This window comes from Pontibacter sp. 13R65, from assembly GCF_047525655.1.
In the GTDB taxonomy this organism is placed as follows: domain Bacteria; phylum Bacteroidota; class Bacteroidia; order Cytophagales; family Hymenobacteraceae; genus Pontibacter.
Window position 1 is genome coordinate 210,211 of record NZ_JBLIQL010000001.1, and the last position, 14,124, is coordinate 224,334.

The 14,124-nt window shown below is 45.1% G+C and carries 17 protein-coding genes; 1 reads left to right on the forward strand and 16 read right to left on the reverse strand.

Annotated elements, in window-relative coordinates; all coding sequences use genetic code 11:
- Positions 1–38: 38 nt before the first annotated feature.
- Positions 39–1,559 carry a T9SS type A sorting domain-containing protein gene (locus ACMA1I_RS00910; protein ID WP_337066346.1) on the forward strand — a complete coding sequence of 507 codons (1,521 nt, stop codon included), beginning with the start codon at positions 39–41 and terminating at the stop codon, positions 1,557–1,559.
- 70 nt (positions 1,560–1,629) lie between these two features.
- Here the strand turns inward: ACMA1I_RS00910 and ACMA1I_RS00915 are convergent, their stop codons facing one another.
- The 16 genes from ACMA1I_RS00915 to pstB form a co-directional block, all read right to left on the reverse strand.
- Positions 1,630–1,752, reverse strand: coding sequence for a hypothetical protein (locus ACMA1I_RS00915; protein ID WP_337066347.1), 123 nt, complete (start codon positions 1,750–1,752; stop codon positions 1,630–1,632).
- 90 nt (positions 1,753–1,842) lie between these two features.
- Entirely contained in the window at positions 1,843–2,688 is an 846-nt protein-coding gene (locus ACMA1I_RS00920; RefSeq protein WP_337066348.1) for a geranylgeranylglycerol-phosphate geranylgeranyltransferase, read from the reverse strand.
- A gap of 134 nt (positions 2,689–2,822) precedes the next feature.
- Positions 2,823–3,017, reverse strand: coding sequence for a cold shock domain-containing protein (locus ACMA1I_RS00925; protein ID WP_337066349.1), 195 nt, complete (start codon positions 3,015–3,017; stop codon positions 2,823–2,825).
- A gap of 113 nt (positions 3,018–3,130) precedes the next feature.
- Positions 3,131–3,628, reverse strand: coding sequence for an HAD-IIIA family hydrolase (locus tag ACMA1I_RS00930; RefSeq protein ID WP_337066350.1), 498 nt, complete (start codon positions 3,626–3,628; stop codon positions 3,131–3,133).
- Between the two features lie 232 nt (positions 3,629–3,860).
- Complete coding sequence (iscX, locus tag ACMA1I_RS00935; RefSeq protein ID WP_337066351.1) at positions 3,861–4,103, reverse strand: Fe-S cluster assembly protein IscX; 243 nt, start codon at positions 4,101–4,103, stop codon at positions 3,861–3,863.
- Between the two features lie 54 nt (positions 4,104–4,157).
- Entirely contained in the window at positions 4,158–4,487 is a 330-nt protein-coding gene (locus ACMA1I_RS00940; protein ID WP_337066352.1) for a 2Fe-2S iron-sulfur cluster-binding protein, read from the reverse strand.
- Positions 4,488–4,602: 115 nt separating this feature from the next.
- The gene (locus tag ACMA1I_RS00945) at positions 4,603–5,403 is read right to left on the reverse strand and encodes a Rossmann-like and DUF2520 domain-containing protein (protein WP_337066353.1); all 801 of its coding nucleotides are present in this window, start codon (positions 5,401–5,403) and stop codon (positions 4,603–4,605) included.
- 77 nt (positions 5,404–5,480) lie between these two features.
- A complete protein-coding gene (locus tag ACMA1I_RS00950; RefSeq protein ID WP_337066354.1) occupies positions 5,481–5,696 on the reverse strand; it encodes a helix-turn-helix transcriptional regulator in 216 nt (71 codons plus the stop codon).
- An 8-nt stretch (positions 5,697–5,704) separates the two neighbouring features.
- Positions 5,705–6,064 (reverse strand): hypothetical protein, encoded by a 360-nt coding sequence (locus ACMA1I_RS00955; RefSeq protein WP_337066355.1) that lies wholly within the window; start codon positions 6,062–6,064, stop codon positions 5,705–5,707.
- A 539-nt stretch (positions 6,065–6,603) separates the two neighbouring features.
- Positions 6,604–9,201: a cytochrome c biogenesis protein CcsA gene (ccsA, locus tag ACMA1I_RS00960; protein ID WP_337066356.1), complete on the reverse strand. Its 2,598-nt coding sequence runs from the start codon at positions 9,199–9,201 to the stop codon at positions 6,604–6,606.
- Between the two features lie 129 nt (positions 9,202–9,330).
- Complete coding sequence (locus ACMA1I_RS00965; RefSeq protein ID WP_337066357.1) at positions 9,331–9,747, reverse strand: cytochrome c maturation protein CcmE; 417 nt, start codon at positions 9,745–9,747, stop codon at positions 9,331–9,333.
- A 172-nt stretch (positions 9,748–9,919) separates the two neighbouring features.
- Positions 9,920–10,201 (reverse strand): CcmD family protein, encoded by a 282-nt coding sequence (locus ACMA1I_RS00970; protein WP_337066358.1) that lies wholly within the window; start codon positions 10,199–10,201, stop codon positions 9,920–9,922.
- On the reverse strand, positions 10,188–10,850 hold the full coding sequence (gene ccsA, locus ACMA1I_RS00975) for a cytochrome c biogenesis protein CcsA (RefSeq protein WP_337066359.1): 663 nt from the start codon (positions 10,848–10,850) through the stop codon (positions 10,188–10,190). Before ccsA (ACMA1I_RS00975) ends, ACMA1I_RS00970 begins: the two co-directional genes overlap by 14 nt.
- Positions 10,851–11,096: 246 nt before the next feature.
- A complete protein-coding gene (locus ACMA1I_RS00980) occupies positions 11,097–11,738 on the reverse strand; it encodes a heme exporter protein CcmB (RefSeq protein WP_337066678.1) in 642 nt (213 codons plus the stop codon).
- Between the two features lie 778 nt (positions 11,739–12,516).
- Positions 12,517–13,191 (reverse strand): phosphate signaling complex protein PhoU, encoded by a 675-nt coding sequence (phoU, locus tag ACMA1I_RS00985; RefSeq protein ID WP_337066360.1) that lies wholly within the window; start codon positions 13,189–13,191, stop codon positions 12,517–12,519.
- Positions 13,192–13,358: 167 nt separating this feature from the next.
- Positions 13,359–14,123 carry a phosphate ABC transporter ATP-binding protein PstB gene (gene pstB / locus ACMA1I_RS00990; protein WP_337066361.1) on the reverse strand — a complete coding sequence of 255 codons (765 nt, stop codon included), beginning with the start codon at positions 14,121–14,123 and terminating at the stop codon, positions 13,359–13,361.
- Between the last annotated feature and the right edge of the window lies 1 nt (position 14,124).

Consider the following 14,124-nt stretch of genomic DNA (forward strand, 5'->3'; position numbering starts at 1 on the left):
GATAATTATTATAGGTTAAATTTTTAAATTCTGATTGAATGATGACAAATTTACGTTCCTTTTCTCTCTCAGCGGTCCTGCTGCTGATCTTTTTAGTAGGCTTTGTACCGGCAACCATCGCGCAAAGCGTTACTTCAACCCTTAACGGAAGAACATTTGATGTGCGCCAGCAGGTAACATTCGATGTGGCAACAACTCAAGGTACGGCTCCGGCCAATACCAATGTTAAGCTGCGTTTTACTCTGATGGGTAACAACGCTACAGTGTTGGGTTCTAAAATTCAGATGCAATACATGGAAGGCACCACTTGGACGAACCTTCCTTTTACAGACGGAGTGGCTACGTTAGGCCCAGATGCTGGTTTTGCCCTGACAAATGCCACCAGACAGTTTAGAGCTACTTTCGAGGCTGCCGGTAAACTTGGTTTCAGAGTGGACATTATACCGGCTGCAGGCGGAGATCCTCTAGCAGGAACCGACGTTATATTTGACGTAAATGCTATTTCGGCGCCTACCTTAAATACCTCGCTCGACCAGTATGATCCCGGTGAGATCACATCTGGCCGCAACAGGGAGTTTAGAATATACTACTCAGCCGGCGATAGAACTGCCGATATGGTTTATATTAAATATGTATTTGCCAATCCTGCGCAACGCGATAAAGTGCGTTTATATATTGCCCCTGACGAAACGGTAGAGCCTCTCCAGTTTATTGAGTTTACCAAAGACGAGGAAGGCAACTTCCTTTACCAGCCTGAAGGTGGTTTTCCGCTTACAGGAACCTCCACCAGCCAAGCTCATATGCTGATGCGGGTATTTTTTGCAGAAGCCGGTTCATACACTTATAACGTGCATCTTGTGCATATAACAACTGGGGTGGTAGTAGCCACAAAAGAAGAGACAGTCATTATATCGGAAGGGGCCGCTATCTCCAGCACGCTGAACAATAAAGAAAATGTGGCGAAAGAAGTTGATACAGATTTTGCAGTAACTATAGCACAAGGCGGAGAGGCGGATGGTCCTGTTCGCATCAAATTTACGTTAGACAATCCGGAGCAGGCTGGTGCAGTAACCCTGATGGCAGAAACAGCAACGCCAGGCGAGTATGCTCCTTTGGTGCCTGTAGATGGTGCTCTGTGGTATGGTCCGGAAGCTGGCTTTGCACTGGCAAACTCCACAATTAACTTCAGAATAAAGTTTGCGGAGGCTGGTACATATAACTACAAGATGGAGCTGGTTAAAATGACAAGCAACCGCCGGGTACTAGCTGTAGCCGAAGAAACGATAGAGGTACTGACAGTTGCCAGTGCAAAAGATAAGATCGAGAATAGCCGGATCGTTACTTACCCAACCGTTTCTAACGGTGCTGTAAGAGTAGAGCTTGGCAATGTCCGCGATGCTCAGATAGCGGTGGTAGATATGCTAGGCAAGACTGTAATGACGATCGACCGTGCCAGTGGTACCGCTGAAATTAACACCATGCGCCTTGCCAATGGTATTTACTTTGTAAGAGTAATGAAAGGCAGTGAAGTAGCTGTGAGCCGCTTTATTGTTAGATAAGTTGTTTTGTGTTTCGATAAGTAAAAAAGGCCGGGGCTTTCCCCGGCCTTTTTTTATATTCTTTCCTGCGTTACGAAGCATTCAGGGCAAGCGACTTTATGGTTGGCTTCTCTCCATGCTTTATCATCCAGGAATAGTCGTGTGGGCGAGATCTGTCAGAAGCAGCTACTGGCGGTGTGATCTGCGTTGGCACAGGACCTGTTTTATCCTACGGCACGGATACCAATTATTCTAATGTAAATGACCTTCCGGAGGTGTTTACGCTAAAAATTGCCAAGGGGGATTAATTTACGAGCAGCATTGATAGAATGCCGGTGAGCATCAGAAACTTGCCTAAGTTGCTAAGGTAGGTGAAGTCGCGTTTGCGGTCGGCACGTACCAGTTTCACCAGAAACCAGATACCTGGCACAAACGCCAGCAACAGCATGTAAACCTCAAAATAAACGCTGGTAGTAGGATGAAAGACAACCAGCAGAATAAAAGCCATGAAAATAGCGATAATAGGGTACAGCACCAGTTTGGTGTTGGCAAGCCCGGCCACTATGGGTAGGGTGCGGCAGTCAAAAGAGGCGTCGCCTTTTACATCTTCCATGTCTTTTACTATTTCCCTGATGAGCGAAATGATAAATGCAAACACAGCATACCCAATCGTAATTTTGTTAAGCTTATCGGCATAAACGGCTACTATAAGTAACATAGAGGCGCCCAATAAAGCTATAGCGATGTTCCCGATAAGAACCATTCTTTTAAGCTGGGCAGAGTAACCCCACAGCAATAGCACAGCCCCCAGGTTTATAAGCCCTACTGGCAGTGAGAGGTAGAAGCCCATCAGCACCCCTAGCGTAGACAGCAGGAAGTGCCAGCCCATGGCAGGCCGCCTCCTGATGGATTTGCCAATAACCAGCCGTTCCGGTTTGTTGATGGCATCTATTTTAACATCGTAGTAGTCGTTTATAATATAGCCTGCAGCAGCCACAAATACCGTGGAGAGGGTAAGGACCATAAAGCCTACATCCAGTAAGCGGCTCCAGTTTATCTGCCGCGAGAGAAGACATGCCTGTACCAGCGCCTGACACAGTATGATCAGGATAAGGTTCGGAAACCGGATAAGACTCAGAAACTCTTTCAAGGCGGCCTTTAAGATAAAGAGGTGTATGCGCTACAAAGGTAAATCAGGCACAACTGCATCACAAGCTATTTTAATGCTCATAAAAAAAGCCCCTTCAAAAAGGAGCTTTTCTCTAAACGGATTGTATAGTTCTTCTATAACCTTTGAATGTTTACGGCATTAACACCTTTCTTTCCTTCTTGTGTATCGAAGGCAACACGGTCATTTTGTTGAATTTCTAATCCATTTAATCCGGTAACGTGCACAAAGTAATCTTCGTTTGTCTCGTCTTCAGTAATGAAGCCGAAACCTTTTGATTCAATAAAAAACTTAACTTTTCCTGTTTTCATAAAAAAAATAAATTTAATAATTATTAACTGCGGGTAAAATTAGAATAAAAAACTATATATGCAAGCACTTATAGACAAAAATTTGCATTGCGTTAAGAAAATTTATAACAAAGCTACCATGCATCCTGCGCCTTCATTACCTTTTCAATCAATTCCCGTACTGCACCTTTGCCTCCGTCTCTAGTAGAAATAAAAGTAGCAATGGCTTTTATGTCGTCGGCAGCATCGGCGGGGCAGGCTCGTAAGCCGCATCGCTGCATTACTTCAAGGTCTGGCATGTCGTCGCCCATATAGGCAACTGTGGCAGGGTTAATGCCTTGCATATACATGTAGTTTTCAAATACATCTACTTTGTCTTCTACTCCCAAAAAAATGTCTTCTATATCCAGCGACTCCAGCCTTATTCGCACTCCAGGCTCATTTTTGCCTGAAATAATTGCTACATCGTATCCCTGGCGTATGGCGTGCCGAATGGCAAAACCATCTTTAATATTAAAGGCGCGCACCTGCTCCCCATCGGCAAAAGCATATAGCAAACCATCGGTAAGTACGCCATCTACGTCAAACACAAAAGTATTGATGCGTGTAAGATCTGGTTGAGTAATAGACATGTGAAGAAAATTAAGGTGTTGAGACTGGAATAAGGTGAGACAAATACAGGTTTTACGATACTAAGGTATTGACTATTTAGTGCTTAGCCTGTGGCACTACTGCTATATAGGGCAAGTTAAATTTTTTTAAAAAAACGCAAAAAAATAAAGGTCCTTTACTGGAAAGAACCTTTAAAAACAGAGAATTTCTCTGATAAATACTGTGCTGAAGAAAGCAACAACCAGGAGTTACCTATTCGTTGTTGTCGCGCCATTCATACACCCATTTTGCCTGAATCTGCTCTAGGTGACCTTCGTTTGCTTCTTCGCGTTTGCCTTCGAAGTTGGGTAACGAGAGTACCCATTCAATTAGCTCGGTAAACCGGATGCGGTAAATTTTTGATTCTGTAAAATCATCGCCGAACTTTTCGTACAGGGCCATGGCTACATCTTCGTGGTCGGCCCAATGCATGGGTGGTTCATAGCTCTTGTTCATATATTTTTTATCTTTAATGTAAAATCCGAAACTACTCTTTTAAAAAATGGCGGTTTAGTGCCCCAGAAAATCCTGCTCTGGAATGGTTACTACCAGGTCTTCGTTGCCTTGCACTACACACTGGCAGGCCAGGCGGGAGTTCAGGCGCGGATCTATAGCCCGGTCTATAAAGTCTTCTTCCTTATCTGTAATTTCAGGCAGGTCGTCCATGCCAGCTTCTACATATACATGGCAGGTGCTGCAGCCGCATACGCCGCCACAGTTATGTTGCAGTTTTATATTGTTGTTCAGGGCCACGTCCAGCACCGACTCGCCTTCTACTGCCGCGTGAGTTTGGTCTGGAGAGCCGTCAGCAAACTTAAACGATATATTAATAACTTTCATTTGTCTTGGTTTTAGACTGCAAAGTTATGAAACACGTGGCCGGAATCAAAACCGGGCTTTTTCATAGCTCCATCTTATACTGTGACTTGCGTCCTGTAGATGCGCTGGCCAACTATTATTCTTGTTGCTGGCTGGCCTGAGCCTCTATGCTTTGGCTTATAATCTTATAAATCTGGCTATATAAAGGCTGCTGCTGCAGGAGTGCCAGGTGTTCGGCCAGCACATTGTGATCGCCTCGCACAGCCGGGCCTGTTTGCACGGTAAAAGGAGGAAAAGCCGCAGCCTTGTCAATAGTTTCGTGTATGAGTGGTTGAAGGAGTGTATGGGGCAGGTTTGCCTGGCGGAGCAGTTCTTGGCTGATGCCAAACAGATGGTTTGTAAAGTTGCAGGCAAACACAGCCGCCATGTGCAGTTGCTTGCGGGCAACCGACGACACCACGTGTACCGTTGGGCTCAGGCTGTGCGCCAGTTCCTCCAGTTCCTGCAGCGTTTCTTTATCTGGTGCTTCTACTAAAATTGGAATGCTTTTAAAATCAACTGGTTTTGCTTTAGAGAACGTTTGAAGCGGATAAAAGACGCCGGTTCTAAGATTTAGTTGCTGCCCCAGCGCTGTTAGAGGCTGCGACCCGGAAGTGTGCACCAGCAGGGTGTTTGGGGGTAATTGCAGTTGCTGAGCTATCTGCGCCAGCACGGCATCCGGCACGGCCAACACAGCCAGGTCTATGGAGGTATTATGCAGGTCGAGATGCGGCAGAGGAGTAGCAGTTGGTAAGGTAGCTGCCAGTTCCTCTCTATGAGCAGCTGTGCGGCTATATACATAGCTGATCGTATGACCTGCCGCCGCTAATGCCTGCCCTAGGTGCCAGGCCACGTTTCCGGCCCCAATCATGGCAATCTTTTTACTGCTTTGTTGCATAGGTTTGTTTTTCAGGAGCTAAAATAAACATTTTGGCTGTAGCAAGAGCAGTAGCTATTGTGTCTGCAGCGGGAGGCTCAGAATTTGTGCTCCCAATCTGTTTCTTCTAAGCTGAATATTTCGTTTACTGTGCTATTAAAAATGGCAGCTATCTTTAGTGAAAGCAAAGTGGAGGGCACAAATTTTCCTATTTCAATGGAGTTAATCGTTTGCCGCGATACGTTTACTTTTTCTGCCAGATCTGCCTGTGTCAGGTTCATTTTTGCCCTTTCGACCTTAATCAAATTCTTCATAAACAGGGTTAAACTTTAAGCAGGTATGTTCTTACATAAAAAATGGAGACAGCCAGGGCAAAAACTAAAATACTGAAATGGCTGATCATTTCCAGCTGCCAGCTTATCAAGCCTTTTGTAAACATATACCCGGTTAGGTGCGCCGCTATAAAAGCCAGTAAAAAGGCAATAGTCATGGAGCTGAAACGAAGGCTGGAAGATCGCTCGTCTTCTGTCTTTTCTTTGGATATGAAGACAAAAAACAGGCCCATCAGCAGAGGAACTTCTGCACCAGGTGTACTATCTAGCAACATGGTCGGAATGCCGAGAGCTACTAAAGCAATCCCGGCATATTTTAAATAATGCGATGTTAATAATGGAGAGGCCATAGCAAATCTGTTTAAGTGGATGATGTACTGAATGTACAGATTATTTGTCAAAATGTCAATTTTGTTTTACATATTAATTGAAAAGGTTTTTCATTCTGTCATCCTGAAAGGATCTTGTGGGCGAGAGGCAAAAGCAATGGCTACAGGTAATAGGGCAGTCTTAGATTGTATAACTACTACAGCTGTGGCAGTAACATCTCAGTTAGCACCTTTGGCAAAGGTTATTGCCCTTTAGTTTTCTGTCGAGGCTTTATTTAAAAGTTTAGGTAGCTTCTGTATAACCCAAATTATTCTAATAAATCTGGCCTTCCAGAGCTTTCCCTAGCAATATATGGCCTAGAGTTTTTCTACAAACAGCAGTGTTTAGAGGCATCCACAATTTTGAATTGACTAGGCACATTTGGCGCACCGGCTCAATTCTTCTAATGAGATTAGGCTTCCAGAGCTAAAAAGTGGCTTAGGTGAGTTGGTAGTTTAGTTGTTAGACACAAAAAAAGCCCTTGCCATAGTAGCAAGGGCTTTCGAAAAACCAAGTAGTATTAAGCTACCTGAGCTCTTGGTTTATTTTTCTGTTTTGCCGTTGGGGCTTTACCACCGTCACCGCTGCCTTCCTGCTTGCGTCGCACAATGGCCATTACAAAACCAATAGACATTACAATAGTACCTATCCAGAGAATGTTAACAAACGGCTTCTCCATGGCCTTCAGAATGATCCAGTCTTTTTGAGAGGCGTTTACACCAATCGTAAATGTGTTCTTTTCTGTGTTGATGTTCATGAATGTAATACGCAGACCCAAGTCTTCGATGGTTTCCGGCACGCGGCCCATCATCTGGTCTTTAATCATGAGCACAGGGTGCGCGTGGTACTCTTTCCGCTCACCAAGTATTTTCATGTCGGCCTGAACAGCCACATCGCCAGCACCCATTTCTACACCAGGTACTTGTGGTATGCGTTCTATGCCGTTAAATATAGCCACATAGTCGTTTAGAATAAGTGTGTCGCCTGCCGAAACTTCATGTTCCTGCAGTTGCCCCCATTCTCTTTCTTCCGGTGCTATAGACGAAACATGTGTGTACAAGTCTTTGTCGGCAAAGTGCTGGATGTCAGGAGAAGCAAGCAGTCCCATGTTTTCGTTTACCTGAGCCCTTGGATAAAGCGTAAAGGATTCTTCTTCGTTGCTGTATTCTACCTCGAAAAAGGTGTTCTCAGGTGAGTGTAGCTCCAGAGTATCGCCTGTTTTGTAGTACACCTTGTCTTTCGTTCTGATGTTGCCGCGTGCAATGGCTACGTACTCGTCGTCGGTGCGGAAAAGAAGCTCTTTGCTTACATAGCCGGGAACACCTTTAACTTCCATAAACTGACCGTGGTAGCTCACTTTGTATTTGCCCATTTGCGTGGGAGCGTTACGCCATAGCAGCACGTTGTCGCGGTTAATTTCGTCAGGGAACTCACGGGAGTAAAGCAGTCCGGAGCTATTCTGAGAAATAATATTAGAGTAGCCGGAGGAGAACAGGATACCGATCAGCATGAGGGCAATACCAATATGCGCCACAGCTCCTCCCGAGAGGCTAACTTTCTTCTGAGCCAAACCTGCTATAATACTACCATTAGCCAGTACAGCAAACAGTGCAGTTACGAATAATACAATGTAAACCGGGTTATCGAGTTTGAAGGCAAACACATCAAACTTATTCGAAAGAATGATAACGAGGCTGGAGAGCAGCAACGTGAACATGAGCGGCAGTGTTATAGCATCTTTAAAGCTATTTTTGTTTGCCTTTTTCCACCACAGCAGCTGCCCTACACCAGTTAACACGGCAATAGCCACGCCTGCCCACAACTGGAACTTGGTGTAGTGCTCAATTTGATCGGCAGGTAGCGCCGCATTAGATTCGATCCCGATAAAGCCCAGGAAGGAGTTGTAAACCGGTATAGACGTAGTAGCCAGCACCTGAAAACCTGCCAGACAAAGCACTGCTGCTCCAATAAACACCCAAAACTCTGCACTGTAAGTAGAAAGCTCTTTTTCAGTGGAAGGAATTTGTTTCCAACGGTATACTAACAAGGCAATAGCTAGTACAGTAAAGGCAGCTAGGTAAGTGAACAGCTGACCAGAAAGACCTAAGTCAGTGAAGGAGTGCACAGAGGCGTTACCTAAAATACCGCTTCGGGTCAGGAAGGTTGCGTACAGAATGAGCAGGAAAGAGGTAATAACCAGAACAAAGGATGCGCTCAAGCCTTGTTTGCTGCGGCGGAAGGCGATCATAGTATGAATGGCGCCTACCAGCACCAGCCACGGAATATAAACAGCGTTCTCAACAGGGTCCCAGTTCCAGTAGCCACCAAAGTTCAGGGTTTCGTAGGCCCAGTAAGCTCCCATCATAATACCAATACCTAACGATACGGCCGCAAAATGTGACCATGGCAGGGCGTGCTTTACCCAGTCAGTAAACTTGCCTTTCCAGAGGCCTGCAATTGCAAAAGCAAATGGAACCAGCGTAGCGGCAAATCCCAGGAACAGCGTAGGCGGGTGAATCACCATCCAGTAGTTTTGGAGCAAGGGGTTCAAGCCAGTACCATCGGTTGGCACAAAGTTCGGATCCATTTTAAACACAGGCGCATCGGTCATAAAGTCGCGCATAAGTATAAAAGGAGAGGAGCCAAGCTTAAAGTTGCCAATCACAACCCCTAGAATCATGGAGGTCAGGAAGATTTGCACAAAAGAGAAGATAGCCATAACCGGCGCTTCCCAGATTTTGTTTTTGCGGGAGGAGCGCATGAGTACCAGCCCCAGTGCCACATGCCAGAATGTCCAGAGCAGGAAAGATCCTTCCTGGCCCTCCCAGAAGCAGGAGATCATGTAGTAAACCGGCAGGTGGTTAGAGGAGTGGCTCCAGGCGTAATAATATTCGTAGCGGTGCTCGTAAATAATATTGAATAAGCAGAAGATAACAGCTACTACAGCAAAGGCGTGGACGTAAAAAGCGCCTCGGGCCAGGTTGCGCCAGCTGGTATCACCTGAGGCTTCGGCTTTTTTGCCGGAAGCCATAAAATATGCATAGGAGGCTACTATAGCTGCCACAAAAGCAACGATTACACTTGCATGGCCAAGGTCCCCGATCAGCGTATTTATCATTTTGATTAGTTAAGAGTTAAAAGTTAAAAGTTAAGAGTTGTTTAATAGAGAGCTAAGAGGAGGAGAGGTGGTCATATCTAAAGTTCATGACCAAAACTCAAAACTTTTAACTCATAACTCTTAACCAAATTAAAGGCTTGCTGTCACTTCCTTCTCTACATACTTAGAAGGACATTTTAATAAGATCTTATCGGCTACGAACACTTGGTTTTGCATATTGCCGGTAATAACCACTTGCTCCGAACGCTCAAAGTCCTGTGGTTTGGGCTGGAAATAAACTACCCGCTGCTCTACCCGGTTGGTGTCTACTAATGTAAAGGTGAAGTAATTAGGATCTCTTGTGGGATCGTATTGCATGCCCACTATATGACCTTGAGCATCCTTCTTGAGTCGACCCACTACGTGTACCTTAGTGTCATCGCCATCATTTGCACGCTCAATGGCCTCGCCAAAAGAAACGTAGGTACTGGCGTCGCCTGCTGTTGACATAATAATGCCAATTGCCATGGCGATTACGATCATCCCGATGATATGTGACTTTTTCATCTGTCTTTGGTTAGTTGGTGCTCTTGCTCCGATTGCTTAACACCTGGAATTATAATTTAAATCCATGGTGGGCGGCATTTTTAATTAATTATTGCTGTATTGTTAGCCTCTTTCTGGTTTCTGTTAAAAGGTCTGTTACCAAGTGAGGAGTGGAGGAGATCAGGCTTATTGGTTACCGGTTTACTACCTCGTCTTTCACCTGCCGCTCCAGCTTACTGACTTTGCGGTCCAGCGAAATGAGGTAGATAAGCACGCCCCCCAGCAAGGTGAGTATAACTACTACCACCACGTAAATTTTTCCGTCGCGGCGCAGCACATCAGCCATTTCTACCTCTGGTTCGGCTATAATGGTAGTGCCTTCGCTTTGTGCAGGTTGAGCCTGCACGGTGGCTCCGGCACCTAACCAGGTTCCCAACAGCAGGAACCACAACGATAGTATTCTAAGCAATTTCATATAAGCGTTGTCTGAGTATTTCAAGTCTTGATTTAATGTTCACAATCCAGATGCCAAGGAGTGTCCAGCCCAGTACGGCCGGGTAAAATACCAGGCGCAGGCGGCTGTCGAGGTCATAGGCGTTAAAGCCGGGGTTACCACCGTTACCCGGATGCAGCGAGTCGGTGAGGCGGGGCAGGATGAACAGCAGCGGAATAAGAGCTGCAAAGGCAAAAATGTTGTACACAGCGCTAATGCGGGCTCGTTGCTGCTGTTCCGCAAATGAACTGCGCAGCACCAGGTAGGCAAAGTAAATAAGTAAGCCAATAGCGGCTCCGTTTTGTTTAGGGTCGTTGCTCCAATATTCGCCCCAGGTAAAGCGGGCCCACTCCATACCGGTAACAATGCCCAATACGCCAAACAAAATGCCCACCTTAGCCGATTCGTAAGCTATTATGTCGTTTTTGATAGACGGGTCGCGGAGGTACTTAATAGAGTACACCACCGACACGAGTAAGATCAGGATCATGCCAAACCACATGGGCACATGAAAGTACAGGTTCCGAATGGTTTCGTTGAGGATAGCCAGCCTTGGCACCTCCGAAAGCAATCCTGCCACCACCGAGAACACCAGCAGCAGCACCGTCAATATTTTCCACCAGTTCTTCATTTCAGATGTTAGATGTTAGCCATTAGATGTTAGACAACGAGAGCTCTTATGTTTAGCTTCTTCTGTACTACCCTAATTCCTTCATCTTTTTTTCTATCTTTCAGTTATAATTGTATTCTTTAGTAACAGCTTTTCTGCTTTTATCTTCTATTTCAGAACAACTTTCTGAAAGAAGCCTCGCCTCAAGTTTATCTCAATTCCTTATTTCAACTATCTATAATCTAATTTCTAGTATCTACTGTCTTATTAAGAACGCCAAAGGTACGGGAATAAGATATAAGAAACAGTGACCACTATCATGTTTATAGCCAGTATCGTGAACAGTTCGTCGAGGCTGGCGCTACGGTCTAACCCATCGATTGCATTTTTAGACATCTTGATGAGCATGAGCAACATAGGGACTATAACCGGGAAGCTTAGCACCGCCATCAGGGTACCGTTGTTGGCTGCCTTAGAAGCTATTCCTGAGATCATAGTGAGTGATGTAGAAAAGCCTATAGCCCCCAGCAAAATAGTAAGCAGGAACATAGGCACATCCTGCACCGGGTTTCCCAGCACAAAGGCATAGAACACAAAGCAGATCAGGGCCAGCACCAGCATGAGGCAGCTGTTATACAAAATTTTCGACAGGATAACCCCTTGCGGACTTACAATGGAATAGAAGTACAGTAAACGCCCTCTGTTTTCTTGGACAAAGCTTTTAGCGATAGCATTCACCGATGTAAAAAGCAGAATAATCCAAAGTACTGCGTTCCAGACTGGCACCGTGAGCACATTGGAGCGGAGTCCAAAGCTGAGGTAGCAGACAAACACCGTGCTGCCTACGTACAGGAGCATGCCGTTAAACGCATACTTCTGCCGCATTTCCAACAGGAAGTCCTTCCGCATCAGGAACAAAATCTCTTTTAGCAGCACTTTTTGTAAATTTTTACAAAGTTACAACACAAAAGTATGCTTTCTTACTTTTTATGCTAAAATCGGCATTGGGCAGTAGGTTTGGGTAGTGTTTGAGCTGAAACTCAGCTTTTGTAGGATTTTAATAAGTGAAGGCTGTGCAGTAGTCAATTTATTGTTGCTCTAACTTCTTTCTTTCATGCCTTTTGGGAGGGGGTTATGGGGGAGAGGCAAGAGCAGTGAGCTTTTTGGTCTAAGTCGGCATAGTGGCTTTTCCTGCTGTGACAGCGGAATGAAGCTATTGCATAGCTGGCTTACTTGTTCTTTTTGTCTTGATACAAAAAGAACCAAAAAAATCAAGACGATTTTGAACTCGCTGAACGCTCAAACAAAAAATCGTCTATAAGTGCACCAGGCAAAGGTGTTCGCTTCGTTGCCTCCTGCTGCAAAACAATATTTAAGAATGCTTCAGCGAAATTCTTCTAATGAAATGACCCTTCCAGAGGCTTTGTCTAGATTTTAGATCCTAGACTTTAGATACTAGATTTTTTCTGAAGCTGATTTTAAGTTTCGATCTGCTTCGGCCAGACGCTCACGGGAGCTGCCCACACTGCTAGAAGGTTTTACAAACGCATTTTCACATCTTTAAATTATCAAATGAAGAAGTATCACATCTGCACATTGCCACTTTAGCATATTAACAAAGGCCTTCCGGAGGTGTTTGCGCTCAAAAAAGAAAGGGGCGCTCGCAATGGCAAGCGCCCCTTTCTTTTTAGTCTTTCTTTTTCTTCTTCTTTTTGTGGCGGAGCACTTTGGCGTCGCGGTAAAAAATAATTTCTTCGGCAATGTTGGTGATCTGGTCCCCGACACGCTCTATTTTTTTAATGATTGAGAATAGAATCAGCCCTTCGTTAATTTTAGAAGGGTCTTCCATCAGGGTTTTAGCTATAATGCCGTCTGCCTTGGCGTAAATTTTATTTAAAACCTTATCGCGTTTAATCAGCTGCTTGGCTAGTTCTGTGTCGTCGTTCAGAAGGGCTTTGCGGCAGTCGGTAAGCATGGCTTTGGCTTCGTCGTACATTTCGGTGGTACGGGTTTCAGCAAAAAGCTGGGCATCCAAAGGAGAACTTAGTTTTTGTACAAAGTAAGCAATGCCTTCCGAGTCGTCGCCAATGCGCTCTAGGCTGGCGTTTATTTTAAGTGTTGCCAGCATCAGGCGCAGATCAATGGCCACGGGCGTGAATAAGGCCAGCACGTTTTCGCTCATCCGGTCGATCTTTACATCGTAATCATTCACCTTTTTGCCCAGTTTTATCACTTGTTTAGCCAGCTCGTGGTCTACAGTGGCCATGGCTTGCTGTCCGCTCTGAAACTGATAATCTACCAGATCCCACATCTCCAGCAGCTTTTCTTTTATGCGCTTAACTTCTATATCTATATGAGACATTGTTTTGAATTTTGAATGAGAGAATGAGTGAGTGAATTTTAAATGTTTGAATGAATGATTGGGAGAATTTCATTCTCGAGCATAAGATGAAAGGGTAAAACTGATGTGCATTTCAAAATTTATACCTACTCACCCATTCACTCAATCATTCATTCAAAACTAAAAGACTACCCAAACCGGCCTGTGATATAGTTTTGTGTACGGGTATCTTTGGGACTGGTAAAGAGAGTTTTTGTTTTTGCGAATTCTACTAGCTCACCCATGTAAAAAAAGGCAGTATGGTCGCTTACTCGGCCGGCCTGCTGCATGTTATGAGTTACTATTATAATGGTGTAGTCTTTCTTGAGCTCGTAAATAAGCTCTTCTATTTTAGCTGTGGAAATAGGGTCGAGGGCGGAAGTAGGCTCATCCATAAGCACAACAGAAGGCGAAATGGCCAGAGCGCGGGCAATACAGAGACGCTGCTGCTGCCCCCCCGAAAGTGCCAGTGCCGATTTGTGGAGCTTGTCTTTTACTTCGTCCCAGAGGGTGGTTTGGCGGAGCGTTTTCTCTGCTGTTTCCTGCAGCAGGTTTTTGTCGTTTATCCCCTGAATCTTGAGGCCATAGATTACATTCTCGTAGATGGTTTTCGGAAAAGGGTTAGGCTTCTGAAACACCATGCCCACTTGTTTGCGCAACTCATCTACCCTTACTTCTTTTTTGTAGATGTCCTGGTCATCGAGCAAAATCTGGCCTTCTATCCTGAAGCCGTCCACATAGTCGTTCATGCGGTTGAGGGTACGCAGAAAAGTAGACTTTCCGCAGCCCGAGGGACCGATGAAAGCTGTTACCAGATTTTCTTCCATGGCCACGTTGATGTTTTTAAGGGCCAGAAAATCGCCATAGTAGGCATTTAAATTAATTGCCTCTAGCTTGTTATTTTTTTTGCTCATG

What these genes read in the sequence shown, in the direction of transcription:
- ACMA1I_RS00910 (WP_337066346.1), top strand. Translation starts at nt 39, where the DNA reads ATGATGACAAATTTACGTTCCTTTTCTCTCTCAGCGGTCCTGCTGCTG.
- ACMA1I_RS00925 (WP_337066349.1), bottom strand. Translation starts at nt 3,017, where the DNA reads ATGAAAACAGGAAAAGTTAAGTTTTTTATTGAATCAAAAGGTTTCGGC.
- ACMA1I_RS00930 (WP_337066350.1), bottom strand. Translation starts at nt 3,628, where the DNA reads ATGTCTATTACTCAACCAGATCTTACACGCATCAATACTTTTGTGTTT.
- iscX (WP_337066351.1), bottom strand. Translation starts at nt 4,103, where the DNA reads ATGAACAAGAGCTATGAACCACCCATGCATTGGGCCGACCACGAAGAT.
- ACMA1I_RS00940 (WP_337066352.1), bottom strand. Translation starts at nt 4,487, where the DNA reads ATGAAAGTTATTAATATATCGTTTAAGTTTGCTGACGGCTCTCCAGAC.
- ACMA1I_RS00945 (WP_337066353.1), bottom strand. Translation starts at nt 5,403, where the DNA reads ATGCAACAAAGCAGTAAAAAGATTGCCATGATTGGGGCCGGAAACGTG.
- ACMA1I_RS00950 (WP_337066354.1), bottom strand. Translation starts at nt 5,696, where the DNA reads ATGAAGAATTTGATTAAGGTCGAAAGGGCAAAAATGAACCTGACACAG.
- ACMA1I_RS00955 (WP_337066355.1), bottom strand. Translation starts at nt 6,064, where the DNA reads ATGGCCTCTCCATTATTAACATCGCATTATTTAAAATATGCCGGGATT.
- ccsA (WP_337066356.1), bottom strand. Translation starts at nt 9,201, where the DNA reads ATGATAAATACGCTGATCGGGGACCTTGGCCATGCAAGTGTAATCGTT.
- ACMA1I_RS00965 (WP_337066357.1), bottom strand. Translation starts at nt 9,747, where the DNA reads ATGAAAAAGTCACATATCATCGGGATGATCGTAATCGCCATGGCAATT.
- ACMA1I_RS00970 (WP_337066358.1), bottom strand. Translation starts at nt 10,201, where the DNA reads ATGAAATTGCTTAGAATACTATCGTTGTGGTTCCTGCTGTTGGGAACC.
- ccsA (WP_337066359.1), bottom strand. Translation starts at nt 10,850, where the DNA reads ATGAAGAACTGGTGGAAAATATTGACGGTGCTGCTGCTGGTGTTCTCG.
- ACMA1I_RS00980 (WP_337066678.1), bottom strand. Translation starts at nt 11,738, where the DNA reads ATGCGGAAGGACTTCCTGTTGGAAATGCGGCAGAAGTATGCGTTTAAC.
- phoU (WP_337066360.1), bottom strand. Translation starts at nt 13,191, where the DNA reads ATGTCTCATATAGATATAGAAGTTAAGCGCATAAAAGAAAAGCTGCTG.
- pstB (WP_337066361.1), bottom strand. Translation starts at nt 14,123, where the DNA reads ATGAGCAAAAAAAATAACAAGCTAGAGGCAATTAATTTAAATGCCTAC.